The sequence below is a fragment of the Algoriphagus ratkowskyi genome (assembly GCF_002150505.1).
Taxonomy (GTDB): Bacteria; Bacteroidota; Bacteroidia; order Cytophagales; family Cyclobacteriaceae; genus Algoriphagus; species Algoriphagus ratkowskyi.
Genome location: NZ_MSSV01000003.1, coordinates 234,629 through 261,518, shown reverse-complemented (window position 1 = coordinate 261,518; position 26,890 = coordinate 234,629). Strand labels below are relative to the sequence as shown.

Sequence of the window (26,890 nt, the reverse complement as noted above, 5' to 3'; positions counted from 1 at the left end):
TCCTGATATAAATGTTCTTAATCGATATTATGACGATTCTGTTGAGCCCATACAAGTAGTGAATTATGCTTCTTTTCAAGATTAAGCTTCACAATCATGTTACTTCTATGCTTGTCCACCGTTCGCTCTGAGATGAACAGTTTATTTGCTATTTCCTTGGTAGAAAGACCTCCCGCAATCAATCGGAGAATTTTAACCTCGGAAGGCGTCAAAGCATTTTCACTAGTTTGGAATTTGTTTTCCTTCATCCCTTCGAAAATCTTCTCGCTAAAAAAATTCCCACCTTCTAAAATTATAGATACGGCTTTAGAAAGGTCATCCAGCGCAAACTCCTTAAGTATATATCCTGATAGATTTAATTCTTTGGCTTGATGATACAGGTAAAGTTCCTTGTGAAGCGTCAGTAAAATAACCTTGGTGTCTAGTCCGAGTTTCTTGCATTCTGCGGCTATTTCGAGCCCAGTTTTATTTGGCATTTCCATATCCAAGATGGCAAGTTGAGGGTTGAACTGGATGATTTTGTCAAGCGCACCTTGACCTTCATTAGCGACGCCTACGATGTTTAATCCCTGCTCTCCAAGGAACTCTTTTAGACCTTTCAGCAAGATTGGATGATCATCTGCTATCACTACCGTTGGCATTTGGCTATACATAAACTATAAAACTTAAATTGGTTCCTACTCCCTTTTCACTGTTTACTTTCATACTTCCATGGATAGCAGCAGTGCGTTCTTTAAGTGTTTTCAAACCAAGACTTTGGAAGTCATTTAATTTTTCGGAAAAATCAAAACCTTTTCCATTGTCCTCAATTTGCAATTTCACACCTTTTTCTATTCGAGTAAACGAAACCCTCAAAGCACTTGCTTCAGAATGTTTAAGCACATTATTAATGGATTCTTGCAAGATTCGATACAGTTGTAATTCCTCTTCCTTATTTAAAATGGCTTTTAACTCCTCAATTTCTGTGGACACAAATATGTCTGTCTCTCGATCTATTTGATCCAATAGATGTTGTGCAGCTTTACTTAGTCCTAATTTCTCTAATTGCATAGGATGCAAAGACCTAGCTATTGACCTCAATTCGCTGATAGCTGTATCTAATAACTCGCCAGTGGTATTGTCTTTTGAAAGCGCAACTTTATTCTTTATTAACAATAAACTTTGGCCCAAGCCATCATGCAGATCTTTTGAGATTCTAACACGTTCAGCCTCTTGATTTTTAAGGAGTTCTTGTGAAAATCTCGATTGCATTTCTTTTTTCTTCTTTTCATGCTGAAGATTTTTCCAAAATAAAAATAAAACACCTCCTACGATTAGCAACAGTACTATTATGCCTATGGTTATGAATTTTGCTTTGTTACGCTGATTAATAGATTCTATTTCCTGAGTTTTAACTAGGATTTCGTTTCCTTTTTTTTCTGTTTCATAAAGTGTCTGATAATAGGAGAAAGTAGCTGCTTGATTTGCTGCAAAAATAGAATCAGTAAAGCGCGTTAAGTCTTGTCGTATTTCAAAAGCTTTTGCAGATTGGCCCTGCTTATTGTAAATATCTCCCAATAGGCGATATGATGTGATCAAGTGATCCATGTTTTTGGATGCTTTGGCAGCAGTCAATGATGCCAGAGCTAGTTGAGATGCGACTGCCAAATTTCCCTGATAATACGCTAGCCTTACTTTCGTATTTAGGTAAATAGGGCTAGTAGCAGTTATTTCTGGTACCTGAGGAATTAATTTCTGGGCTTGCGCAAAGTATGCTTGCTGCTTGTCTAAATCCCCATTTTCTCCATAATAACTGCTTAATGAAAGTTTCAACATGCTTTCAAAGTAATAATCCCGCGGATCAAATGGAGCCAATGAATCAGCTTTAACTAAATAGGCTAGCTGTTCAGTAAGCCGATCTTGTTTACCAAAGTCTTCAGATTGATTGAAAAGCTGGATGGCTACCGAGAAAAAATCTTCATTTTTCTTGTATGCAGAAATGAGTGAATTTCTAATTTTTTCTGCCTCGTTATAAATTGAAAATTTGCTGAATAAAATGGCCATCCCTCCATCGACGTAGTTTACATATTCGCTGTTGTTTAGACTATGATATATATTGCGGGCAGTTTGATAATCTTGCATGCCGGCCAGTAGTTCGCCTTTGTAATCTCTCGCTTGACCTCGGAAAAAGTAGGAATCTGCAATGAAAATAGAATCATTAACACTGAATTGCTTAATGGCGTAACCATATTCATAAATAGCTGAATCAAATTGCTCTAAAGAGAAAAAAGCTCCTGCTAGTTTAAGATGCAGATTACCTATGTTTTGTGAGTTGCTTACATGGTCTTCATGGACAATGGCTTTTTTAAGAATTTCTTTTTTAAGTTCAGAATTCTGAACGGTTGGTGAAGGAAGGTGTGTAAGTTGAATGGCTAGATCAGCCATGAGCTCATATTTAGCTTCTTGTTCACTTAGCTCTATCATCTCCATCAAATACACTCCGGCAATAGAGTCACTTGGCTCTGAAGTTTCGAAAAGAGCAGTTAAATCGCTTAGATTTTTTCTTTGAATACTAGTTTGGGAAATTGTATTGAAGCTAACAAGAGTAGCTGCTAGCATACAGCCAAATGTGAGAATCAATCGAATCATCCTTAAAGATAGGTAAGTAAATTTACTGCTAGTCCTCTACTTAGACTCCTTTCGAGTTCGACTACTAGTTTTGAAGTAAAAAAAGCAAACCACTCAAACGGAATATTTTCATATCATCAGTACATTATTCCATAAAACAAGAATATACCTAAAGTCTTAACCTTCTATATGTTTACTGAGTTAATAAATAGATAAAAAACATAATTCATTGATAATAAATTGATTGCATTCTGTCAATTATGATCATATCAATTTTCTAAACTAATCCAGCTCATAGATATGAATAAAATTTCTAAGGTTTCCATTCTTATTTTTTTCCTAATATCATCGTTTGACGCATATTCGCAAGAGATTCGCTTAAAAGGGAAAGTGATGGATGGCAGGCGTCAGTCACCCTTAGAGTTTGCAAATATCGCATTGCTTTCGCCTACAGACTCTGCTGTAGTTACTGGAGGCATGAGTGGTTTGGACGGTGTATTCGATTTTACGACTGCATATGGGGAATATATTCTTCGAGTGGGCTTCATAGGCTACGTGGAGTTTTATGAGAGTATCAGTCTGGGAGAAAATAAAAATTCGGTCAATCTCGGAACAATTACACTAGAAGAAGATGCACAGAATCTAGACGAAGTAGTAGTGGAGGGTGTGACTTCAATGTTTGAGTCAGATATTGATAAGCGAACTTATAATGTAGAAAATAGTATCGTGGCGGAAGGGCAAACTGCCTCTCAATTGCTTAGTACTTTGCCGTCTATTCAAGTGGATGATGAAGGAGGAATCACGATGCGAGGAAGTGGAAATATTTTAATCTACATCAATGGCCGTCCTTCCAACCTATCTGGTGATGACACAGAAAGTATTTTATCCCAATTTCCTGCTAATAGTATTAAGTCAGTAGAGTTGATTACAAACCCATCGTCTCGGTATGATGCTACGGGTGTGGGAGGAATTATAAATATCGTATTGAAGAAAAATGAAAAGACTGGATTTAATGGCCAAGTAAATGCTTCCATCGGCACTCGCGAAAAATATCAAGCAGGAGTCAACTTGAATTATGGTATCCAGAAAGCTAATTTTTATGCCTCTTACAACTGGCAAAACCGTCGCCAAATTGAAGGTGGTGAAGGAAGCAGAAATAATTACCTCGAAGGTTTTTCTCCGAAACTTGAGCAAATTCAAGATGGATATGAATTAGAGAAAACTCATTTGCTAAGAGCAGGAGTAGATTATAATATATCAGACAGGAGCTTGCTAGGTGTTTATTTTCAGGGGAATTTCGATGACGAAACAGAATATTCCGATATCACTCAACTTAATATAAGTCAAGGTGGATCGGTAGATTCTAGTTTCATACGAGCAAATGACGAGTGGAGTAGCGCTGGGAATTATGAAGGAGGTATCAATTACACATTGAATATAGATAGTCTAGGTCAAAAGCTTTTCACCTCCTTATCATACTCTTATGATAATCGTGAGCAGGAGGACGTTTCCAATCAAGAATATTTCGATGCTGATGGTAATTCAGACCCTAATAAAAGATTGATTCAGACTAATAAAAATCCAAGAACGAGTAATTTGTATGTTGCTCAACTTGATTATGAAAAGCCATTCACAAATGGAGCATTTATAGAGACTGGTCTTAAGGCTTCTATTGGAAATTGGCTTAGGAGTCAAGAATTTGCTCAAGGTGATCAGTTTACGGACTTTACGCCCTTGGAAGTTGATACCTTGTCAAATTCATATAATTTTGATGAGCAAGTATATGCTGGTTATTTTACCTATAAAAACACAGTAGGTAAATTTGGATACCAATTGGGTCTGCGGGGAGAGTACACTCAAACATTAGGTGAAACGGTAAAAGATAATGAAAGTATACCTAATGATTATTTTAATGTCTTTCCGAGTGCATTTTTTAGCTATACCATCGCCCCAGAGAATGAATTGACAATGAATTATACGAGGAGAATCTCCAGACCTAGTATTAGAGATTTATCTCCTTTGTATCGAGTGCGAGATCAATACAATTTCAGCATTGGTAATCCATACTTAAAGCCCGAATTCACTGATAGCTATGAGATAGGTTATATGAAAGGTTGGGAAAAGTATCTTCTAAATGCGACTGTTTATCATCGATATAGCACTGATGTCGAGACTAGAATTACGTACCTGACTGATGACAATGTAGCTATTCAAACCCGGGAAAATGCAGACACACGAGCGAGTACTGGTTTTGAATTGATCAATCAGATACAAGTTTACAACAATCTAGATTTGACACTGACAGGAAACTTTTTTTACTCTAAGATAAATGCAGAAAATATAGAAGAGGATTTCAGCAATGAAAACGTGAGCTGGACTTTAAATTTGCTAGCTAATTATTTGATTCCAAACTGGTTTAGTATGCAGATTCAAGGTAACTACCGAGGTCCAATTGTACTTCCCCAGGGACAAATAGAACCTCAATACAGTGTGAATGTTGGTCTTCGTAAGGACATACTTAATGGCAAGGCGACTATCTCTGCTAATGCCAGCGATATCTTTAATACTCGTAATTTCCGTATCACTACTACTAATCCCAGGTTTGACGAACAACGGGTGTTCCAGCGTGAGACGAGAGTTGGAACACTTGCTTTCACCTATAGATTTGGTGGATTCAAAGAAAGAGCAGGTGAAAACAATAGCCGTAGAGAGGGAGGAGATGATGGTGATGATTTTTAGAATGATTTAAGAATTTCTAATTTCAATCATGAGCCTGTTAACAGAACAAATTATTGCAGCTCTTTCAGACAAAGCAAATCCTGAAAAGGCTGCTTTTTTCCCGAGGTTTTTTAAATCCACGCCAGGTGGATATGGGGAAGGAGATCAGTTTCTGGGGGTCATTGTGCCAGAGCAGCGGAAAGTGGCTAAGGTAGTTTTTAAAGAAATTAGCTTCAGTGAAATTGCTGAGCTATTGCAAAATCCATATCACGAAGTTAGGCTTACAGCTATCTATATTTTAGTGTATAAATATCAAAAATTGAAAATCAATGCAGATCAAAAGGAGTTGGTTGATTTTTATTTGGATCATCTCGATTATGTCAACAATTGGGATCTAGTGGATAGCTCTTGCTATCATATTTTGGGACATTATTACCAAGATAAAGACAAGTCACAAATCTACGAAATAGCTGAAAATGATAACTTATGGAAGCAGCGGGTGGCGATGATTAGCAGCATGTATTGGATCAAAAGCGGGCAATTTGATGAAGCAATTGCATTGGCAGAGAAGTTACTCTATCATGAGCATGACTTAATACATACAGCTGTGGGTTGGATGCTTCGGGAAATTGGAAACAAAGATTTTGAAGTAGAAATGGGGTTTTTGAGAAAGCGCTATTCGACAATGCCTCGCACAGCTTTGCGATATGCGATTGAAAAGTTTGATCCAGAATTAAGACAGCAGCTTTTAAAGGGGAAGCTTAAATGAGCGCTTTACTAAAACAAATATCCTTTAGCCAGAACCAATTGCCTTTCTTTGCAATTAGAACTACGAACACACATTAATAAGTACAACTACATGCAAAAGCCCGATTTCAACATCGAAGAAGTTAATAAGATAATCCGTGGACGCAGATCTATTTTTGCGGCACAGTTCAAAGAAAATGATCCGGTAGATGATTCTATCATTGAGGAGCTATTAGAAAATGCGCGCTGGGCACCTACACATAAATTGACTCAGCCCTGGAGATTTATCGTGTACACAGGTGATGGCTTGAAGAAATTTGCAGATTATCAGGCAGATATGTATAAGCTTCGAGCGGAAAAGAATGGTACTCCTTTTTTAGAGGCCACCTTTCAGAAATTTAAGCAAGGTCCATTGAAGGCATCTCACATGATTGCTATAATGCTAAAAAGATCAGAAGGAATTCCATTAATGGAAGAGATTGCAGCAGTTTCTATGGCAGTTCAGAATATGTATTTGACAGCTTCAGCACATGGATTGGCGGCTTATTGGGGAACTGGTGGGCCTACGTTCTGGCAAGAAGCTAGAGAAGATTTCGGACTGGAAGGGGAAGATGCTTTAATGGGCTTTTTCTATGTAGCTAAACCAGCAACTGATTCTTGGCCAGAAGGTAAAAGAGATAGCATGGATGAAAAAGTAGCTTGGATTAGAGGGTAATTTTACCAAAAAGTAAAAACGGCAATGAATTATTTCGTTGCCGTTTTATATTACTAATCTTATTAAAAGCCTACGAAAGCAGGAGGTTCGGCGCCTTCAACTCTTAAGTATGCTATCGCAGAGCCTCTGTGATGGGTAGAGTGATCCATTATCAAAGCCATCACTTGACGTCTTGTTACGTTAGTACCAAAGACTTCTATGGATTCTCCGGCGTCAGCATCAGAAAGTGCCTTCATTGTAGTAGTGCCATAGTCATAGCATTTTGCTATATAACTAGCCAAATCAGCTTTAGATGCTGAAGTAAGATCAATGGTGAATCCGGGATCTCCCCCTTTCAAGAATCCTTGGGAAATACCCACGATTGCATTTCCAATGTGATGGATTTGCTCTTTGAAAGACATAGCTGCAGGATCGGTTTTGTATTCCATGCCAGAATCAGGCATTTTGTCCAATACATCTAGCGTGAACTGCTTAGAATTTTGCCATTTGGATAGGAATTCATCCTTAGTTGTTTGAGCTGAAACAGCCGTAGAGGCCATCATAATAAAGGCCATTAGTAGGCCAGAAGAAAGAAATTTTAGTGCTTTTTTCATTTGAATAGAAATTGGTTATTTGGTTAAATTTCATTTAATCCCAAGTCAAATCAAACTCTTTGTCTAATTTTAAACCATGAGGAAACATTTTTGGATAGGTTTGTTGCTAGTTGGATTAGTCGGTTGTGATCAAACTTTTTTACCAAAACCACCTGGCTATAATCGCATTGATTTACCAACTCATACCTTTGAAAAACTAGCTGAGGGATATCCTTATCAGATTGATTATTCAAGTTATTCAAATGTAGAACCAGATTCTTTTAATATCGCAGAAGAAGCGTGGGTCAATTTGAATTATGCCGATTTTGGCGCAAAAGTGCATTTGACATATAAACGAATTGATGGAGACAAAGTCAATTTTAAACAATTGTCTAGCGATGCATTTAGGCTGACTTCCCAGCATCAAGTGAAAGCCTACGGTATAGAGGAAGCTGTGCTTTTGACTCCAGAAGGTTATACAGGAGTGGTAGCCGAACTTACCGGTGAAGTGCCCACGCAGTTTCAGTTTTTTGTAACGGATTCTACCAAGAACTTTCTTAGAGGGGCTTTGTATTTCAATACGGCGATGAAAAATGATTCACTTTCGCCAGTAATAGAATTCATCAAGGAGGACATGGTCCACTTGATGAATTCTGTAAAATTTGTTGATTAGCTAAGGTTTTTCCAAGATCTGAAAATAATGACACCTCCTACTATTGCAATGATGCCAGCAATGATTCCACCTAGCATATTGCCGTAAATAAAGAACCCTGTAGAGAATAAGGCGGCATATACCATGGCAGATCCTATCATCATAAGTCCTATTTCTTTAGGAAGTTGACCGATCACTTGTCTCTCCTCAGGATATCTATCCAATACTTTTTTCCATCCAAAGGCCGCTGGAGTTACTTTTCTGTAGAAGGATAATAATACCTCGTCCTTTTCAGGAGCAGTAATGAATGTGACTAGCAACCAACCAAACGTGGTAATGCTGACACTATATAGAAGCTTCAAATATTCCTGATTTTCAGGAATAATTATCCAGTTTACTTTTGGATTGATGACTGAGAAGAAAATAGCAACTACAAACGAAATAGCCATGGCTGAGATCTCTGTATATGCGTTAATTCTCCACCAAAACCATCTTAGAATAAAAATCAAACCTGTTCCCGCACCTATCTGAAGCAGGATTTCGAATGCATCTAGCGCACTGGAAAGTGCTAGAGCTAGTACAGCAGACATTGCCATCAAGAGCACTGTGGAGATTCTTCCTACAGCCACCAATTCTTTATCGGAAGCTTCAGGCTTTAGGAATCTTAGGTAGAAATCATTCACGATGTAGGAAGATCCCCAGTTGAGATGTGTAGATAGTGTAGACATCACAGCAGCAATCAAGGAAGCCAATACAATCCCTATCAAGCCAGTTGGCAAGAATGTCAACATTGCTGAGTAAGCTAAATCGTCACCTAGTTTATCAACAGGAATATTAGGGAATGCTGCTGAGATATCAGAAACGTTTGGAAAGACAATTAATGAAGCCAAAGCAATCAAAATCCAAGGCCAAGGGCGTATGGCATAATGAGCTATATTAAAAAAGAGAGTAGCACCAATCGCATTCTTTTCATCCTTAGCGGAAAGCATTCGTTGTGCAATATATCCTCCGCCTCCAGGCTCAGCACCTGGATACCAAGTTGCCCACCATTGAATGGCTATCGGCATCAAGAAAAGCGGGATGTATGCATTAGGATCTGAGAAATCAGGAAGGAAGTTAAGCTTTCCTGCTACATTTTCATGGGTCAGAAGATTATTTAATGATCCAATCTGTGGTAGGTCAAGAATGTAATAAGCAGCTCCAAAAGCACCGATCATTGCAATGAAAAATTGGAAAAAATCAGTTAGCAAAACACCCTTTAATCCTCCCAAAGAACTATAAATTACTGTGACCACAGAAGCAATCAACAAGGTTTCATAGGGCTCTAATCCTAACATTACACCACCGATTTTGATGGCTGCAAGTGATACAGTTGCCATAATCACGACGTTGAAGAATACACCTAAATATATAGCGCGGAATGCTCTTAAGAATGCAGCTCCTTTGCCAGAATAACGCAATTCATAAAACTCCAAGTCTGTTGTAACTTCAGATCTTCTCCAAAGTTTGGCATAAACAAAAACAGTTAACATACCTGTAAGTAAGAAAGCCCACCATACCCAGTTACCTGCTACACCATTTTTTCGAACGATATCAGTCACCAAATTGGGTGTATCCGCAGAGAACGTCGTTGCGACCATAGATACTCCGAGCAACCACCAGGGCATATTTCTACCGGACAGAAAAAATTCTTTGGCAGAGGAACCAGCCTTTTTCGATGTATAAAGCCCTATAAGTAGGGAAATGACAAAGAAAGCGGCAATGATCGCCCAGTCAATGGAGGTTACATTCATAGCTTTTGGGATTAATGTATTCTTTAATTTTTTTTAAAAAACGGCTTCTACTTAAATAATAAATTTCGCTAATGTATTTATTTTCTGCCAAATGGAAAAAATCTGACCCAGAAGTTTACTCAGAATTTACCGTATTCATTCATTTTCAAAATTTATTTTCCTCTCTAATCATTCCATTTTAGAAAGCCGGGAAGGAAGAGCGATGTCCAGCTGGATAATAGTCAAGGAGATGCATAAACTAAAAGAAGACTTTTGTTTAGATAGAAATGTGGAGGATCACTCCGGAACAGAATCTAATCTTTTAAAATGATGGTTTTTTTTAAGCCAATAATTTTGATTTGAAAGCTAACCCATAGCTTTGTGCTATGGTAAAGGAAAACATTGCGAGTATTCTCGCCGAATATTCATTCAGCACTTTTGAAGATTTCACTTTTCATACTTTCGGAGCGGGCCTCATTCATGGTACATATCTGATAGAATCAGGGAATACTAACTATATTTTACAGGAATTTAACAATGCTGTGTTCCAATATCCCGAGCGGATCACACATAATCAGCGTCAGGTCAAATCCCAAGGAGATGATAGCCTTCTTCCATTTATTTTACCACTTCCTATTCTCAACTCTGCTCAAAAACTTATTACCGAATGGGATGGCAAGCTTTATCGATTATTTGAGTTTGTATCCGGACAGACCATACAGCAAATCACCAATTTGGATCAAGCTTATCTAGCTGCAAAAGCTTATGGTGTTTTTGCGGAATGGGGTAAGATCATCGAGACGGACAGTTTACATGAATGCATTCCTGATTTTCATCGTCTTGATTTGAGATTTGCCACACTTGAGAGAGTCTCAAAAACTTTGAAATCCGTCTCCAAAGAAGACCAAGAGGTTTTGGATTTTTACTTGGGACAGCAGGAGTTAATTAAAAAGTATAACCAATTTCAAGCTGTCTTGCCTCATCGCTTGACCCATAATGATACTAAGATAAATAACCTGATCTTTTCAAATGATCTCTCCAAAGTGGAGGCATTGGTTGATTTGGACACTTTGATGAGCGGGTATTTAATGTATGATTTTGGAGACTTGGTGCGGACAGTAGCTTGTTCGGAGTCTGAAACCAGCCAATTTTGGGATAAAATAAATCTACAAATTCCTGTTTTCGAGCAGCTGCTAAAAGGCTATTGGGAAGGAGTGCGAACTATGGTGACGGAAGAAGAAACTCGCTCGTTGATGTTAGCGGGAGAAGTAATGATTTGTATTATGGGCCTACGGTTTATGACGGATCATCTACAAGGAAATATCTATTATAAAGTAGCCTATCCAGCTCAGAATTTTCATCGTGCAAAAAATCAGATGCTTTTGCTAAAAAGTATCCAAGATGCGAAACCTGAATTGGAGAAAATTTGGAAGTCAGTAACACAATCCCAGAATTGATATCAGACAATTCCTGTCATTCTATTGGCAATTGGACTGACTGAATGTAATTTGTCCTACCCAAAAATCAATTACCCTTGTCCAGTTTTTTTGACACTAAAATAGAGTTCCTCAAAGGAGTAGGCCCACAGCGCGCTGCTCTTTTCAACAAGGAGTTGAATATTTTCACCTTCGGAGAATTGCTACAGCATTATCCGTTTCGCTACGAAGATAGAACCAAGTTTTTTAAGGTTCGGGAGCTTCATTCAGATATGGAAGCGGTGCAAGTGATCGCTAAAATTCGAAAGGTGGAACTGATCGGAATGGGCAACAAAAAGCGGCTCGTAGCCCATGTAGCGGACGAAACTGGGGAAATGGAAATGACTTGGTTCAAAGGAATAGTTTGGGTTCAAAAGCATTTAGTGACTGGAGCCGTTTTCGTATTTCTTGGAAAACCAGCCCAATTTGGCAGAAAGTGGAGTATTGCCCATCCAGAAATGGAGCCACTTACTACAGCAAATGAAAATCGAAATAATTTTCAGCCGATCTATTCAACTACCGAGAAGCTTAAAGCAAGATTTTTGGATTCCAAAGGAATCTCCAAAATCATGGAGCAACTTGTGCAGATTTGTATTCCACACATTCAAGAAACTATTTCAGTTGGAATTAAAGAGCAGTATCAGCTTATAGATAGGCAATTGGCCATTCAGGAAATTCATTTTCCGACTAAACCAGATCAGCTTCAGCGTGCAAGAAGACGAATGAAATTCGAAGAGTTTTTCTTTCTGCAGCTTCGTTTACTGATGATGAAAGTGGCTAGAACGGAGAAGTACCAAGGACAAATTTTAAATAATACTGAGCTACTAATAGAGTTTTACACCAATCACATCCCATTTGAATTGACCAATGCCCAGAAACGGGTAATCCGGGAGTCTTATGGAGATCTAAAGTCAGGTAAGCAGATGAATCGCCTTATTCAGGGAGATGTAGGATCTGGAAAGACGATGGTAGCTTTTATATGTGCCTTGATTGCAATTAGTTCTGGAGCTCAGTCTTGCTTAATGGCTCCTACGGAGATTTTGGCCAATCAGCATTATGCAGGCTTGAAAGAGTTTGCAGATATGATGGGACTCAAGATTGCCTTGCTCACAGGCTCTACCAAGAAGTCCGCCCGCAAGGTCATCCACGAAGAGCTACTATCCGGAGAACTCAAAATTTTGATTGGTACACATGCACTTTTGGAAGATATCGTACAGTTTCAAAATCTCGCGCTGGCAATTGTCGATGAGCAGCACCGCTTTGGCGTAGCCCAACGTGCAAAACTCTGGGCGAAAAATCAGAAGTACATTCCTCACGTATTGGTAATGACTGCCACGCCTATTCCAAGGACACTTGCAATGACGCTTTATGGGGACTTGGATGTGTCAGTGATCGATGAGATGCCGGCAGGAAGAAAGCCGATACAAACAGTGCATCGCTATGACAAAGATCGACTGAAGGTTTTTGGTTTTATCAATGAGGAGGTGAAAAAGGGGAGACAGATTTATATCGTGTATCCGCTGATTGAAGAATCCGAGAAGATGGATTTGAAAAATGTCATTGATGGCTACGAAAGTATCTCACGCGCTTTTCCCAACTATCCCATCAGCATAGTGAATGGCAGTATGAAAGCTGACGCAAAGGAATACGAGATGCAGCGCTTTGTGAAAGGGGAGACGAAGATCATGGTGGCGACAACTGTGATCGAAGTGGGTGTGAACGTACCTAATGCTTCGGTGATGATCATTGAGAATGCAGAGCGATTTGGACTATCGCAGCTGCATCAGTTGCGAGGAAGAGTGGGAAGAGGTGCGGAGCAGAGCTATTGTGTGTTGATGAGCAAGTATGAGCTTTCTAAGGATTCCCGGGTTCGATTAGAAACGATGGTTCGTACAAACGATGGTTTCGAGATCGCTGATGTGGATTTGAAACTGCGAGGCCCAGGCGATATGATGGGCACGCAGCAAAGTGGGATCACTGACTTATTGATTGCTGATTTGAGTAAAGATGCTGCAATCTTAACATTGGCGCGAGATGCAGTGCAACAATTGTTGGCTGTTGATCCAGAATTGGCATTACCTGAAAATGCTCCAGTTCTTAGACAGGTAAAGCAACAGAAGAAAACAGCAGTTAATTGGAGTCGGATTTCTTGATATGACTGTAATGTTTAAAGACTTAAAAATTGTAGTATTGGCTTAAGACTTACTTTTCTATCTACTTATAAACCAAGTATAAATCGAAAATCTTGGTGGACCCTACGGTTAAAAAAATCATTTTCTCTTTGAAAAAACTCCTCCGATCCTCTTAAAAATCTGCTTTTCTTTTTCCCAGAAGAATCTAAATTGACCAAAAATAAAGCCGTAGATCAGCAAAATAACCTGATACAAAGGAAGAACCAAAAGGAGGTAAAGAACGGTATTGACAAAACCATTCTTATCAATTCCGAAAAAATCCAAAATTGGGTTTTTAATGAATAAAACAGTAAAACCTGTGCAAGCAAAAACCAGCAGAACCAAAACAACCTGCCGTAGGCTATCTAATTTCCACTTTGTTTTTAATCGTTCTAGAAACCCTGATTTATCATTTTCTATTGACATCCCTTAAAAGTAATAAGAATCAGTTTCAATAAAAGAGCCGGCGCTAAGCCGGCTCTTATTTTACCAAGTAAAAAGATCTTGATTGAGACTTTGCAATGCTTCTTTTTTGAATTTAGAGTCCACCAAAACAGAGACATTGTGACGACTTCCGCCGAAGGATACCATTCGAATAGGATATTCAATGAGGGAGTCAATTACAGATTGGATGGAGCCTTTGCTTTCAGATACCATATTTCCCACAATACAAATAATGGTCAGGTCTCGATCTACCTCCACACTACAGAAAGTACCCAACTCTTCCATAATATGCTCCAAGTGACTAATATCGTCAATAGTGACTGACACAGCCACTTCAGAAGTAGTGATCATGTCGATAGGAGTCTTATACTTCTCGAAGATCTCAAACACTTTTCTTAGGAAACCATAAGCTAATAGCATTCGGCTCGACTTGATTTTGATAGCTGTAATCCCATCTTTTGCAGCAATTGCTTTTACACCAACAGTTTCTACATCAGCCTTGATCAAAGTTCCATGAGCCTCAGGCAGCATGGTGTTGAGCAGTTTTACCGGAACGTTAAATTGTTGTGCTGGCCAAATAGATGCCGGGTGAAGAATCTTTGCTCCGAAATAAGCAAGTTCTGCCGCTTCGTCAAATGACATTTCCGCGATAGGACGAGTTTTATCTACGATTCTAGGATCGTTATTGTGCATGCCGTCTATATCAGTCCAGATTTCGCAAGCGGTTGCCTGAACCGCCGCTGCAATTAGGGAGGCTGTATAATCGCTGCCACCACGCTTGAGGTTGTCAACTTCGTTTTGGTGGTTTTTGCAAATAAATCCTTGGGTAATGAAAATGCTATCATCGGGATGTTGGGCTAAAATAGCTTGCAATCTATCTGAAATTTTCTGCAATTCTGGCTCTGCATTTTCGTCAATACTCATGAAATCTAAGGCAGACAGGAATACTGCTGGGATCTCAGACTCTTCCAAAAGTGTATGAAATAGCTTTGTAGAAAGTAATTCTCCCTGAGCTAAAATATCTCGCTTGATAGCCTCATTGAAGGATATTTTCAGAAGAATATTTAAAAATTCGAAATGTTCCTTGATTATTTCTTGGGCTTTTTCTCTTGCTTGCTCAGTTTTGACAAGTTGCGGATAGAAATCATTGTAATGTGCGTGAAGCTCATCAATTCTTGATTTTGCTAATACTTTATCCGCAGATGCTAAGGCTTCTCCGATACTCACCAAGGAATTGGTGGTGCCAGAAAGCGCTGAAAGAACTACGATTTTAGATTCATCACCTCGGGTGATCAGCTCTTTTACCTGCTGCATGCGTTCTGGACGGCCCACAGAGGTGCCTCCAAATTTCATGATTTTCATAAGGTTTAGGATTATAGGTTGATAGGTTTGATTCTTAAAATCCAAGCATTTTCACAGCTGTAATCGCTGCTTCATCGCCTTTGTTGCCATGCTTTCCACCAGCTCGATCCATGGCTTGCTGTTGAGTATTTGGTGTTAATACTCCAAAAATCACAGGCTTATTATACTTTAAACTCACATTAGTGATACCATGAGCAACGGCATCACAGATGAAATCAAAGTGTTTGGTTTCTCCTTGAATTACACATCCTAGACAGATGACCGCATCGATACTTTCTTCTTGGGCTAGCCACTGAGCAGCAAGGGTTAGTTCAAATGATCCAGGGACATTCTTACGAATGATATTTTCCTTCTTTGCGCCGTTGTCTAGAAGAGTCTGAAATGCGCCTGAAAAGAGAGCTTCGGTCACATCTTCATTCCACTCGGAAACTATAATGCCAAAAGTTTTTTTACTAATATCCTGAATATTTTTGGAGGAATGTGCACTGAGGCTTTTGAGAGAAGTTGCCATATAAGATTGCGATTGAAGTTGTAGATAAAAGAACCTAGCTATGAGTTCCGAGCATTTTAAAGGTAGCGCTGAGAATCAGAGTTTGAAATTGTTGATTTGGGATCGTATAAACAAAAAAAGAGTAAGACCACAGGGCCTTACTCTACTAGTATGCTATACAGGAAAGCATTACTTAGAGGCAAGACCTTCTAAGCGAGCTTTGTGTTTTCGTGCAGAAGCAAATTCGAAAGACTCAAAATAAGTGTCTTCGATCTTACTGTAAGCAGCAATTGCTTCAGAATTTTTACCTGCAGCTTCATATGCGATAGCAAGTTTGGTCAGATACTTTGGAGTGAAAAACTTGTTTTCATCGTACTCTGCCGCTTTTTTGTAGCTAGAGATAGCTTTGTCAATATTGCCGAGCTCCATATTAGCATCTCCAATAAGAGAGTAAGCTTTTGCCTGCACCAAGAAATCATCAGCTGAGAATTTCTCCAATTCTGTCAATGCTTCTTCGTGTTTTCTTTCAGAGAGATAGATAGAACCAATATAGAAATGCGCCAAGTTAGCAGCATCTGTACGTGGATAGTCATCTGCAATGTCCAGGAATCCAGCATTAATGCCGTCACCTTCCAAAGCTAGTTGAACGCTATCTTGCTCGAAGAAATATACAGCCTGAAACATTTCCTTCTGTGCTTTCTCATTTTGGTTCTGAGTATTGATTTGGAAAAATAGGATTCCTCCGATCAAAACCACTGCTGCGATAATTACGCCAGCTAGTACTTTACTATTCTGCTTCAAAAAAGCTTCACCTCTACCAAGTCTTGTTGCTATTTCAGAAGGATCTTCCAAAATATCATTGTGATGATCAGGGTGTACTTTTTTACTTTGTTTTGTTGCCATGCTACTCAATTTTCAGCCGCAAATATACGGTTTTTATACTTTCTACAAAGCCCAATAAAAAAGCCATGAAAGCTTTCGGTCTTCATGGCTTTTAAGACGTTATGTTTTTTTAGATTTATTCCATTACAAAAGGATAGTCTTCTTGGATGTAAACATCCTTGAAAGCATCCTGTCCGTCAGGCCAAGGTGATTCTTCAGCGAATTTTACTGCCTCTGTTACCTTTTGTTTCACGCCTTTCACAATTTCCTCGATCTCTTCTTCGCTAAGGATATTATTTTCTTTGATGGTAGCAAGCACTTGCTCCATAGGATCACGTTGCTTGTATTCCTCTACCTCCTCTTTGGTTCTGTATTTCTGAGGATCGGACATGGAGTGTCCTTTGTAACGGTAAGTTCTCATTTCAAGCAAAGTTGGCCCATCGCCTCTTCTTGCTCTATCTGCCGCTTCTGCTACTGCCTCGTGTACAGCTTCTACATTCATTCCGTCTACCGCAAATGATGGCATGTCATAAGACTCGCCCAATGTAGAAAGGTCTTCCACGTTAGATGATCTCTTTACCGCAGTACCCATTGCGTAGCCATTGTTTTCAATAACGAAAATCACTGGAGTTTTATAAAGCATAGCCAAGTTCAACGCTTCGTGAAAAGCTCCCTGACGTACCGCTCCATCACCCATATAGCAAATTGCCAGGTTTTTGGTGCCTTTATATTTTTCTGCGAAGCCCATTCCAAGACCCATAGGAATTTGTGCTCCTACGATTCCATGACCTCCCATGAAATTTTTCTCTTTATCGAAAATGTGCATAGAACCACCTTTACCTTTGGTAGTTCCAGTCGCTTTACCGAAAAGCTCAGCCATGATTGCTCCTGGATCAGTGCCCAGTCCGAGTGGGTGGGCATGACAGCGATAAGCTGTAATCCACTTATCATCTTTAGTCAATGCTGATATAGCTCCAGAAGCACAAGCTTCCTGACCAATGTATAAATGACAGAATCCTCTGATTTTTTGCTGACCGTAAAGTTGCCCCGCTTTCTCCTCGAACCTCCTCATTAAGAGCATGCTCTCGTACCAGAAGGTGTAAGTTTCCTTCGAATATTTTACTTTAGATTTAGTTGCTGCAGTTTTCTTTGCCATACCGTAATGATGAAAATATGCTAATTTTAGGACTCAAATATAAGCATCCCGCCCTAAATAACAGGCTACCGCCGAAATAATTACCCAATCTCATGCACTTGAAGTCTCTCGAACTCTTACAATTCAAAAATCATGAGAAAACCCGACTCCAATTTTCCTGCGAAATCAACTGCTTTGTAGGACTAAATGGAAGTGGGAAGACTAATGTGCTGGACGGCATTCATTACTTGTCTCTCACCAAAAGCGCTGTGCAGTCTAGTGATAGCCTGAATGTCCAGCATGAGAAGGATTTTTTTGCTATCAAAGGGCAATTTGAATTAGCAGAAGCCAAACAATTGGAAGTTCGATGCACGGTAGAGTTGGGGAAAAAGAAGCAGATTTATCAAAATGGGAAGGCACTCGCCAAAACTTCTGAGCATGTAGGGCTTATTCCGTTGGTCTTAATAGCTCCTGATGATACTGAACTAATAAAAGGAGGATCTGATGGACGTAGGAAGTTTTTTGATGGATTGATTTCTCAGCTAGATCATTCTTACTTGGATCAATTGATTCGATACCATCATTTCTTGAAGCAAAGAAATGCATTGCTAAAAAAGTTTGCAGAGACTGGAAGACGTGATTTGACGCTGTTGGATAAGTACGACGCAGAGTTGATTGGTCTAAGTGTCATTCTTGCAGCTAGGCGAAATGAGCTTTTAACAGAAATGGCTCCTTTATTGCAGAGTCACTATTCGGAGATTTCTCAAGGGCAGGAGTTAGTCAGCGTGATTTATGAAACGGAAGCATTACAAGAGGATTTTGAAGCTTATTTTAAAAACCTCCGAAAAAAGGATCTGATTACAAAAAATAGTAATGCAGGTATTCATAAAGACGATTTCGGTTTTATGATAGGAGAGCATCCTATTCGAAAAATAGGTAGTCAGGGACAGCAGAAGTCTTACATCATAGCGCTGAAGCTGGCTCAGTTTCAGATTTTCGAGATAGAAAAAGGTGAAAAGCCAATACTTTTATTAGACGACATTTTTGACAAACTAGATGATCTGAGAATAGCCCAGCTGATGAAGCTGATCTCTCAGCATACGTTCGGGCAGATATTTTTGACTGATGCTAGGCCTGAGCGATCGAAGAAGATACTTTCAGAGTTGGGCTCGGAGGTTTCTTTCTTTTCGATCAGAGAGGGGCTTATTAATGCCGCTGAATAGCATGCAATAAGTCTAGGTAAATGCAAGGTGTTTGGATCAAGTTTTTAAGTGAGTAGAACGAAGTAATCAAACCATTGTGACATGCTGGAAGTCCGATAACAATCGGGACTCTGTGTACACTGTAGTTTTAAAAAAATTGGCATAAAAAAAGGAGCCGAAGCTCCATTACCTTATTTCCATAGATTAGCTGGGTAATCACCAGCGTCGTGCAATTTTTTCAGAGAGTCAATTACCACTGGCTTATCCTCTGTATAAGTTACGCCAAACCATACTTTTCCACCTTCCAATATATCAAATGCTGCTTCATCAGCTTGAATTAGATTATTAGCTACAGTTGGTATGAAAAATTCTGATTTCAGGTTTTCGAGATTTGCAGGAAGGAAAGCTTTCCACATTTTCTCAATGTCAGCAAATACATTCTGATGAAATCCCCAGAAGTTCATGCTTACTGGTGTGTTCTCATTTATTTCCAAAACTTCGCTTTCTCCTTTACTTAGGATTTTTCCATTATCGCGGGCGATAGAAGTTCGTTCAATCATGCCAATGAGATGACCTTTCTCGTTGGTTTCGCATACACCTCGACTTACAGTTCCATGTTCGGAAAGTACATTCTGTATCGCATAGCCCACCATTGCATGGAGGTCAGGCTTCACTTCCGTTGTCAGGAATTTTCCGATGGCATCAAAAGCTTCTTTGCCATAGAAATCATCTGCATTGATCACTGCAAAAGGTTCTTTGATAGCATCTTTTGCGCAAAGCACAGCATGGGCAGTTCCGAATGGCTTCTTGCGATCTTCTTGCTTCAATTCTGCAGGCACAAAGCTGTCAAGTGTTTGTATTACCCAGTCCACTTCGATTTTGTCATCTAATTTTGGGATAAAAAGGTCTTTCGCTACTTGCAAAATTTCCTCTCTAACGATAAAGACAACTTTGCCAAATCCGGCATTGATAGCGTCAAAAATGGAATATTCAAGGATAGTTTCACCGTTTGGGCCAAATCCGTCGATTTGTTTATTTCCGCCATATCGGCTTCCCATTCCGGCGGCGAGTACTAATAATGTTGGTTTCTGGTTCATAGATAGCTTCTTAAAAACGTTTGCAAAATTAAGTTTTTATGTCGGGGAGGCAAGTGATACTTCTTTCACTATTCAGTAACGATAGATTAAAAATTTACCTGTAAAAACAATTCTACATGTTCATATATTAAAAACAGGTTATATAAATAGCCGAAAAACTCCACTATAATGAAATATATTCGATATGTGGTTAAAAAAATACCTTAGGTCTGATTTTTAGTTAATTTTTTGGTTAGTTTTATGTCATTATCTCAAAGAACCATCAGACCTATTATAAAAATGAAAAAAATTGAAGCAATTATCAGGACTTCCCGCTTTGACCAGATCCATGCTTGTGTGGCAGGTCTTGGGGTGAAGTTTCTCACATTCTACGAAGTAAAAGGAATGGGCTTGGAGCATGCCAGGCAGGAAATGTATCGAGGAGTGCCTTATGAGCCCGCATATATTCCGAGAACTAAGATCGAGATCATTACTGTAGAGGAGCTGGTGGAGCCAGTGATCAATTGTATCCTGACAGAGGGCAAAACAGGCCAGATCGGAGACGGGAAAATCTTCGTCTATGACGTGCTTGAAGCTTATCGCATTAGAAACGGCGATATAGGCGAAAAAGCACTTTAATCTCCTTCACTTACTCACCAAACCTATTATTTCAAATGCAAGAATTATTTACTGTCAATAACTTATGGATGATGATAGCCACGACCATGGTTTTCCTCATGCACTTGGGCTTTGCTAGCTTGGAAGCTGGCCTCACACGCTCAAAAAACACCGTTAATATTTTATTTAAAAACACCATTATTCCTGCAATTGGTCTTCTGACCTTTGCCTTTGTAGGCTTCAATCTAATGTACCCCGGAGAGGAATACGCAGGTTCATTTTTTGGATTTGCCGGCTTTGGGCTTTCGCTTCCAGAAGGCTGGGATACTAGTAACTATAATGAAGGCTATACTTTTTTTACCGATTTTATTTTCCAGGCTATGTTTGCAGCTACCGCAGCTACTATCGTGTCAGGCGCTGTTGCTGAGCGAGTGAAGCTCGGGCCATTTATTTTCTTTTCAATTCTCTATGTGGGTATTTGCTATCCTATCGTAGGTATGTGGAAATGGGGTGGGGGATTCTTGAATACACTTGAAACACCATTTTATGATTTTGCTGGTTCAACTCTAGTGCATTCAGTAGGCGGATGGGGAGCATTAATCGGTGCAGCACTATTGGGGCCTAGAATTGGGAAATATACATCCAAAGGAATGACTGCTATCCCAGGTCACAGTATTCCATTGGCTACTCTAGGCGTCTTTCTTTTGTGGTTCGGATGGTTTGGATTCAACGGCGGATCAGTATTGAGCGCAGACCCTGGATTAGTTTCCAAGGTTTTTGTAACTACTTCTATGGCCGCAGCCGCTGGTGCCATAGGTGCGCTGATCGTGTCTTATGCTATGTTTAAGACTTATGATATCACTATGGTGTTGAATGGAATTTTGGCCGGCCTGGTTGGTATCACTGCAGGGGCAGATCTGATGAGTATTAATTCCTCTATCATCATCGGCTTTATTGGTGGTGGTTTGATAGTTCTTGCTGTAGTATTCTTTGACAAAATCAAAGTAGATGATCCTGTAGGAGCAATTTCAGTTCACCTGGTTGGTGGTATCTGGGGAACCTTAGCAGTAGGTATTTTTGGTGATCTAGCGGGAATAGGTCAGTTAGTCTCTCAGTTAATTGGAATAGTGGCTGTTGGTTCTTTCTGTGTAATTTTTGCTGGTGTGATATTCTTTGCCATGAAAAAAACCATAGGTATCCGGGTGGATGAAGCGGAAGAAACTGAAGGTTTGGATATTAATGAGCATCGCATGCGTGCTTACCCAGACTTTGCGACTAAAGATTAAAAAAAGCCAACTATTAAATCTGAAAAAGCCCCGATCCAGTTAAGGACGGGGCTTTTCGATTAAAATGTGGGTTGGAAATACCTATTAAGAATAATGTGATGAGCTTTGCCAAACATTAGGTAACACCAATCTTTAAATTCTTGAATTTCGTTGGGAGAAATTAACCTTAAGCCTTTTCTAAGCTCTCGTTCAAATAGATAATTTGAAAAGCTGACCTTTTGCAGGATAGTCTTCACATATTCGATCATAGTCTAAAGAGTTTAGGGTTTTAACTGATTTTAAGTGTAAATACGGAGGCATTTAAATAGATGTTGCGTTATTTTAGAAATCAAAGAGTAGAATATTTCCTATTTTCGCAACCATGATTAAAACGCTTGCCCAATTCATTTTCGTATGTGGCCTATTCCTATTTTCTGGATTAGCCTTGGCTCAAGATGTTCAAATTGAGCTTGGGGCTGCAGAGATCAGTCTGAATGAAACGTTCACTATCAAAATAACACTCAGCAACGAAAAAATCAAATCTTACGATCAATTCCCAGAAATACCCAGTTTTCAAAAGCAAGGTATCTCACAATCTTCATCCATGAATTTGATCAATGGACAGATGAGTAGCTCAAATAGTATTATCCAATACTATAAGCCTAGCAGGAAAGGTGATTTCACTTTGCCTTCTTTTGAACTTACGATTAATGGTAAAGCCTATTCTTCTCCTGGAAAAAAACTCACCGTGGGTGATGCCGCCAATACTAACGCTGGACAGGGTGCTGCTACCGATCCATTTGCAGATTTCTTTGGTCGATCAGCAGTAGAAGATCCAGAATACGTAGAGATGGAGGATGATGCATTTTTCTCTGTTTCAGTAGATAAAGAAGAGGTTTATCAAGGTGAGGGGATCAATGTGAGTCTGGCTTTTTATATGTCTGAATCTAATCAAGCACCTTTTAACTTTCACGAGCCTGGTAGACAGTTGGATGATATTTTAAAGAAAATAAAGCCAACTAATGCTTGGGAAGAAAATTTCAACATAAGCAATATTGATCCTGAACAGGTGATCATTAATGGGAAAAGATGGACAAAATACAAGGTTTATGAAGCTACATTTTTCCCATTTTCCGAAGGTGAAATAGTCATTCCAAGAATTCCATGGGAAATGATCAAATATAAAATTGCGAAAAACCCTACCTTCTTTGGAGCAAATAGACAAGAAGATTTTAAGACCTTCTATTCTAATCCTAAGACTATAAAAATAAAACCACTTCCTCCTCATCCTCTGAAAAATGAGGTAAGTGTGGGGCAGTTTCAGATCCGAGAAAATATTACAAACATTGAAGTAGAAACAGGTCAGGGCTTTGATTATAATTTTGGGATTAGTGGAGTAGGCAACATCAATGCAGTATCAGCACCCAAAAGGCTCTCTGTTGCCAATTTGAATACCTATGATCCGAATGTTCGCCAGCAGATAAATCGAGGGTATGGAAGAGTATCAGGCATCAAAGAATTCAATTACTATATCACCATCACTGAGGCGGGAGAATTCGATCTAGGGAAGAATTTTGAATGGGTTTACTTTGACCCCGAGCGTGCTGTTTATGACACACTCAGACCGCAGGCTAAAATCACCGTAGTAGGTGAGAGTAAGGCCAATCAGTCAATTTCCAACCAGCGTTTAGGCGGGCTTTATGATCGCATTGCCACCGAAGACAACCGGTTTTTAAACGAGAAATATAAATACTATTTTACGGTCGCAATTAACTTGTTGCTGCTCATAGCAGTGGCGATGCTGGCTGTATTGATAATCAGAAAGAGATAATGGGCAATTCATTTGGAAAGCTATTCAAGATCACCACATTTGGTGAGTCACACGGACTAGCTTTAGGGGTAATCATCGAAGGATGCCCTGCAGGACTGAAAATAGATGAGGCAAAGCTAATAGCAGAGATGCAACGCAGAAAGCCAGGTCAGTCTAAAATTACTACTCAGCGTAAAGAAGAAGACGAATTTGAGATTAAATCTGGTGTTTTTAAAGGTGTAACTACTGGAACTCCTATAGGGATTGTGATTACTAATTCAGACCAAAAAAGTAAAGATTATTCTCATATCTCAGATAAATTTCGACCTTCCCATGCTGATTTCACTTATTTTGAAAAATACGGGCTGAGAGATTATCGCGGTGGAGGAAGAAGCTCTGCACGTGAGACTGCCGCTCGAGTGGTTGCTGGAGCTATCGCAAAGCAGCTTTTGGAAACAAAAGGCATCAGCATTCAAGCTTATGTATCTCAGGTGGGTGATTTGAAGTTGCGGAAAAGTTATGCTGAATTGGACTTGGCTAATGCTGAGGAAAATATCGTGAGATGTCCAGATCCTGTACTGGCTGAGGAAATGATTGAGCTAATCGATTCGGTTAGAAAAGACCGTGACACGATTGGTGGTGTGGTGAGCTGCGTGATCAAAAACACACCAGTAGGTATCGGTGAACCAGTATTCGATAGACTTCATGCCGAACTTGGTAAGGCCATGTTGAGTATCAATGCAGTGAAAGGATTTGAGTTTGGAAGTGGCTTCGAAGGTGTGAAAATGAGAGGCTCTGAACACAATGATACCTTTGTGCAGGATGGCGAAAAAGTACGCACAGTGACCAATCATTCTGGTGGTATTCAAGGCGGGATCTCTAATGGAGAAGACATTTATTTCAATGTAGCTTTCAAACCTGTTGCTACCATCATGAAAGATCAGGACTCGATCAATGAAGCTGGAGACAATGTGGTAGTTTCAGGTAAAGGACGTCACGACCCATGTGTAGTGCCTAGAGCTGTTCCGATTGTGGAAGCTATGGCAGCATTGGTCATTGCTGATTATATTTTGTTGTCAAAAAGTAATAAACTAGAAGACTTCTAAACCCATTTATATGTTTAAAAAGATACCCTTACACACCCAAATTATCATCGGACTGGTTCTGGGGTTGATTTTTGGCTTAGTTGTAATTAAGACCTCCATACCCAATTCCTTCACCATTGATTACATCAAGCCTATTGGGACTATTTTTATAAACTCACTGAAAATGATCGCTGTGCCATTGGTATTGGCTTCCTTGATAGTAGGAGTTTCAAATTTGGGAGATGTATCCAAATTAAGTCGAATTGGAGGTAAAACAATCGGCACCTACTTAGTGACGACAGTTCTGGCGGTGACGATTGGGTTGATTCTCGTAAATGTATTTCAGCCCGGAAAAAGTCTACCTCCTGAAACACGTGAGAATTTAATGAGTTTGTATGAAGGTGATGCAGGATCTCGTGTGGGGCAAGCAGCCGAATTACAAAAGCAAAGCCCTTTACAGCCATTAGTAGATATAGTTCCAGAAAACGTGTTCAGAGCAACTACTGATAATGCGGCTATGCTTCAAGTAGTGTTTTTTGCGATTCTAGTTGGTATTGCTTTGCTTAAAATACCAAAGGCAAAGGCTGCTCCTGTGATTGCCTTTTTTGATGGTATGAATGATGTCATTATTCAGATTGTCAATTACATCATGATGATAGCTCCTTATGGGGTATTTGCTTTGATGGCTTCCTTGATTGTAGAGATCGCAGGAGAAAATCCAGATTCGGCAGTACAACTTTTGATGGCATTATTAAAATATAGTTTGGTGGTTTTGGGTGGTCTATTCACCATGATCTTAGTTGTCTATCCATTAATTTTGATGGCCTTTACCAAGGTGAAATACTTGGACTTTTTTAGAGCCATCAGGCCTGCTCAGCTCTTAGCTTTTTCTACAAGTTCAAGCTCTGCTACGCTTCCTGTAACTATGAAGCAGGTGGAAGAAGAATTAGGCGTTTCTGAAGAGATTTCCAGTTTTGTGCTACCATTAGGAGCCACGGTGAATATGGATGGAACAAGTCTTTATCAGGGAGTTGCAGCAGTATTTATTGCTCAGGCGCTAGGAATGGAACTGAGTTTGACGCAGCAATTGATGATTGTCCTTACCGCAACCTTAGCTTCTATAGGTTCAGCTGGTGTTCCAGGCGCTGGCTTGATTATGTTGATTATTGTATTGGAATCAATTGGTGTTCCTGCTGCTGGTATCGCATTGATTATCGCTCCAGACAGGATTTTGGATATGTTCCGAACTGTGGTTAACGTCACTGGTGACGCTACGGTCTGTACGATTGTAGCGAGTACAGAAGGGGAATTACCTGATGGATTGATAAGAAAGTCAAATCCTCTGACGCCAAATGACTAAGAAGCAAATTTTGGTGCTTCATAAAATATGGTTCCGTCATATCTGACGGAACCATATTTGGTTTAAGTGAGAGTCCCTTATCGCCTAATTTGCTATACCGTTGAACGTCTACAACTACTATGCGTTGAATGTGTAGATGAAATTATCCATTACAGCAAATAATTATTTACCTTAATAGCATGGAAACCATTCTTATAGAAGTGGAGAATAGCGAACGATCCAAGGAAATTAAGTCAGCTTTAAAGGCATTATATGTGAAATTCACAACTGCTGAGGGTGCTGAAGAATCAAAAAAAATCGCAAAAAGTGTAACCAAAGGTTATAAAGAAATGCTTGATATAAAATCAGGCAAACTGAAAGCGAAAGATGCTCGGGATTTAATTGACTAATCGTGACCTATAAAGTCAAAGCTGTTCCGAATTGAGAAAGAACTTAAAAAGCTGCTTAAGAAATATCATTCTCTCAGATCAGAATATTTTAAGCTCATAGAAAAACTTGAAATTAACCCTAATGAAGGACTCCACTTTTTAAGAATTGCTACAAAATCAGATTATCAATAGCTTTAAAAGGAAAAGGAAAGTCAGGTGGCGCTAGAGTTATAACTAATTTTGCTATTTCTGATGATACGGTTTATTTACACTCCATCTATGACAAATCCGATCAAGAGAACATCACTGATTTATATATTAAATCATTACTTAGGGGTCTTGATCAATGAACTTTAGGATATAA

General features: G+C 39.4%; 24 protein-coding genes. 14 read left to right on the top strand and 10 right to left on the bottom strand.

Annotated features, from left to right (window positions below; translation table 11 throughout):
• Window positions 1-17: 17 nt before the first annotated feature.
• Together BVH02_RS04710 and BVH02_RS04705 are read right to left on the bottom strand one after the other, a co-directional pair.
• Entirely contained in the window at window positions 18-653 is a 636-nt protein-coding gene (locus tag BVH02_RS04710; protein ID WP_223271807.1) for a response regulator, read from the bottom strand.
• Window positions 646-2,598 carry a tetratricopeptide repeat-containing sensor histidine kinase gene (locus BVH02_RS04705; protein ID WP_158527877.1) on the bottom strand — a complete coding sequence of 651 codons (1,953 nt, stop codon included), beginning with the start codon at window positions 2,596-2,598 and terminating at the stop codon, window positions 646-648. Before BVH02_RS04705 ends, BVH02_RS04710 begins: the two co-directional genes overlap by 8 nt.
• A gap of 309 nt (window positions 2,599-2,907) precedes the next feature.
• Here BVH02_RS04705 and BVH02_RS04700 point away from each other — a divergent pair, with 309 nt between their 5' ends.
• From BVH02_RS04700 to BVH02_RS04690, 3 genes are all read left to right on the top strand, one after another.
• Window positions 2,908-5,346, top strand: coding sequence for a TonB-dependent receptor domain-containing protein (locus BVH02_RS04700; RefSeq protein ID WP_086499569.1), 2,439 nt, complete (start codon window positions 2,908-2,910; stop codon window positions 5,344-5,346).
• Window positions 5,347-5,374: 28 nt separating this feature from the next.
• Window positions 5,375-6,094 (top strand): DNA alkylation repair protein, encoded by a 720-nt coding sequence (locus BVH02_RS04695; protein WP_086499566.1) that lies wholly within the window; start codon window positions 5,375-5,377, stop codon window positions 6,092-6,094.
• Window positions 6,095-6,184: 90 nt separating this feature from the next.
• Window positions 6,185-6,787, top strand: coding sequence for a nitroreductase family protein (locus tag BVH02_RS04690; protein WP_086499563.1), 603 nt, complete (start codon window positions 6,185-6,187; stop codon window positions 6,785-6,787).
• A 62-nt stretch (window positions 6,788-6,849) separates the two neighbouring features.
• On the opposite strand, the gene BVH02_RS04685 is transcribed toward BVH02_RS04690, so the two are convergent.
• Window positions 6,850-7,380: a DinB family protein gene (locus BVH02_RS04685; protein ID WP_086499560.1), complete on the bottom strand. Its 531-nt coding sequence runs from the start codon at window positions 7,378-7,380 to the stop codon at window positions 6,850-6,852.
• 76 nt (window positions 7,381-7,456) lie between these two features.
• Between BVH02_RS04685 and gldD the strand changes: the two genes are divergently transcribed.
• Window positions 7,457-8,032 carry a gliding motility lipoprotein GldD gene (gene gldD, locus BVH02_RS04680; RefSeq protein WP_086499558.1) on the top strand — a complete coding sequence of 192 codons (576 nt, stop codon included), beginning with the start codon at window positions 7,457-7,459 and terminating at the stop codon, window positions 8,030-8,032.
• Here the strand turns inward: gldD and BVH02_RS04675 are convergent.
• Entirely contained in the window at window positions 8,029-9,804 is a 1,776-nt protein-coding gene (locus tag BVH02_RS04675; protein ID WP_086499557.1) for a sodium:solute symporter family protein, read from the bottom strand. The genes gldD and BVH02_RS04675 overlap by 4 nt on opposite strands.
• A 365-nt stretch (window positions 9,805-10,169) precedes the next feature.
• On the opposite strand from BVH02_RS04675, the gene BVH02_RS04670 reads away from it, so the two are divergent.
• The gene (locus tag BVH02_RS04670) at window positions 10,170-11,240 is read left to right on the top strand and encodes a phosphotransferase enzyme family protein (RefSeq protein WP_086499555.1); all 1,071 of its coding nucleotides are present in this window, start codon (window positions 10,170-10,172) and stop codon (window positions 11,238-11,240) included.
• Window positions 11,241-11,317: 77 nt separating this feature from the next.
• Window positions 11,318-13,411, top strand: coding sequence for an ATP-dependent DNA helicase RecG (gene recG / locus BVH02_RS04665; protein WP_086499554.1), 2,094 nt, complete (start codon window positions 11,318-11,320; stop codon window positions 13,409-13,411).
• Between the two features lie 117 nt (window positions 13,412-13,528).
• On the opposite strand, the gene BVH02_RS04660 is transcribed toward recG, so the two are convergent.
• The 5 genes from BVH02_RS04660 to pdhA all read right to left on the bottom strand — a co-directional run bounded on the left by BVH02_RS04660 (window position 13,529) and on the right by pdhA (window position 17,763).
• Complete coding sequence (locus BVH02_RS04660; protein WP_086499552.1) at window positions 13,529-13,855, bottom strand: DUF6787 family protein; 327 nt, start codon at window positions 13,853-13,855, stop codon at window positions 13,529-13,531.
• A gap of 60 nt (window positions 13,856-13,915) precedes the next feature.
• Window positions 13,916-15,235 (bottom strand): aspartate kinase, encoded by a 1,320-nt coding sequence (locus BVH02_RS04655; protein WP_086499550.1) that lies wholly within the window; start codon window positions 15,233-15,235, stop codon window positions 13,916-13,918.
• Between the two features lie 34 nt (window positions 15,236-15,269).
• Complete coding sequence (gene ribH / locus BVH02_RS04650; RefSeq protein WP_086499548.1) at window positions 15,270-15,746, bottom strand: 6,7-dimethyl-8-ribityllumazine synthase; 477 nt, start codon at window positions 15,744-15,746, stop codon at window positions 15,270-15,272.
• Window positions 15,747-15,914: 168 nt separating this feature from the next.
• Window positions 15,915-16,628, bottom strand: coding sequence for a tetratricopeptide repeat protein (locus tag BVH02_RS04645; RefSeq protein WP_086499547.1), 714 nt, complete (start codon window positions 16,626-16,628; stop codon window positions 15,915-15,917).
• 115 nt (window positions 16,629-16,743) lie between these two features.
• A complete protein-coding gene (gene pdhA / locus BVH02_RS04640) occupies window positions 16,744-17,763 on the bottom strand; it encodes a pyruvate dehydrogenase (acetyl-transferring) E1 component subunit alpha (RefSeq protein WP_086499545.1) in 1,020 nt (339 codons plus the stop codon).
• 92 nt (window positions 17,764-17,855) lie between these two features.
• On the opposite strand from pdhA, the gene recF reads away from it, so the two are divergent.
• Window positions 17,856-18,965 carry a DNA replication/repair protein RecF gene (gene recF / locus BVH02_RS04635; RefSeq protein WP_086499543.1) on the top strand — a complete coding sequence of 370 codons (1,110 nt, stop codon included), beginning with the start codon at window positions 17,856-17,858 and terminating at the stop codon, window positions 18,963-18,965.
• Window positions 18,966-19,135: 170 nt separating this feature from the next.
• Here the strand turns inward: recF and BVH02_RS04630 are convergent, their stop codons facing one another.
• The gene (locus BVH02_RS04630) at window positions 19,136-20,041 is read right to left on the bottom strand and encodes a nucleotidyltransferase family protein (RefSeq protein WP_086499542.1); all 906 of its coding nucleotides are present in this window, start codon (window positions 20,039-20,041) and stop codon (window positions 19,136-19,138) included.
• 279 nt (window positions 20,042-20,320) lie between these two features.
• Between BVH02_RS04630 and BVH02_RS04625 the strand changes: the two genes are divergently transcribed.
• The 7 genes from BVH02_RS04625 (at window position 20,321) to BVH02_RS21930 (ending at window position 26,876) form a co-directional block, all read left to right on the top strand.
• On the top strand, window positions 20,321-20,659 hold the full coding sequence (locus BVH02_RS04625; RefSeq protein WP_086499909.1) for a P-II family nitrogen regulator: 339 nt from the start codon (window positions 20,321-20,323) through the stop codon (window positions 20,657-20,659).
• Between the two features lie 35 nt (window positions 20,660-20,694).
• Window positions 20,695-21,924: an ammonium transporter gene (locus BVH02_RS04620; protein ID WP_086499540.1), complete on the top strand. Its 1,230-nt coding sequence runs from the start codon at window positions 20,695-20,697 to the stop codon at window positions 21,922-21,924.
• A gap of 361 nt (window positions 21,925-22,285) precedes the next feature.
• A complete protein-coding gene (locus BVH02_RS04610; protein WP_086499538.1) occupies window positions 22,286-23,734 on the top strand; it encodes a BatD family protein in 1,449 nt (482 codons plus the stop codon).
• Entirely contained in the window at window positions 23,734-24,819 is a 1,086-nt protein-coding gene (gene aroC / locus BVH02_RS04605) for a chorismate synthase (protein ID WP_086499535.1), read from the top strand. Before BVH02_RS04610 ends, aroC begins: the two co-directional genes overlap by 1 nt.
• 10 nt (window positions 24,820-24,829) lie before the next feature.
• The gene (locus tag BVH02_RS04600; RefSeq protein WP_086499533.1) at window positions 24,830-26,158 is read left to right on the top strand and encodes a dicarboxylate/amino acid:cation symporter; all 1,329 of its coding nucleotides are present in this window, start codon (window positions 24,830-24,832) and stop codon (window positions 26,156-26,158) included.
• A gap of 179 nt (window positions 26,159-26,337) precedes the next feature.
• Window positions 26,338-26,547, top strand: a complete 210-nt coding sequence (locus BVH02_RS04595) for a hypothetical protein (RefSeq protein ID WP_086499531.1) — start codon at window positions 26,338-26,340, stop codon at window positions 26,545-26,547.
• A 155-nt stretch (window positions 26,548-26,702) separates the two neighbouring features.
• A complete protein-coding gene (locus BVH02_RS21930) occupies window positions 26,703-26,876 on the top strand; it encodes a type II toxin-antitoxin system RelE/ParE family toxin (RefSeq protein ID WP_317045415.1) in 174 nt (57 codons plus the stop codon).
• Window positions 26,877-26,890: the final 14 nt, after the last annotated feature.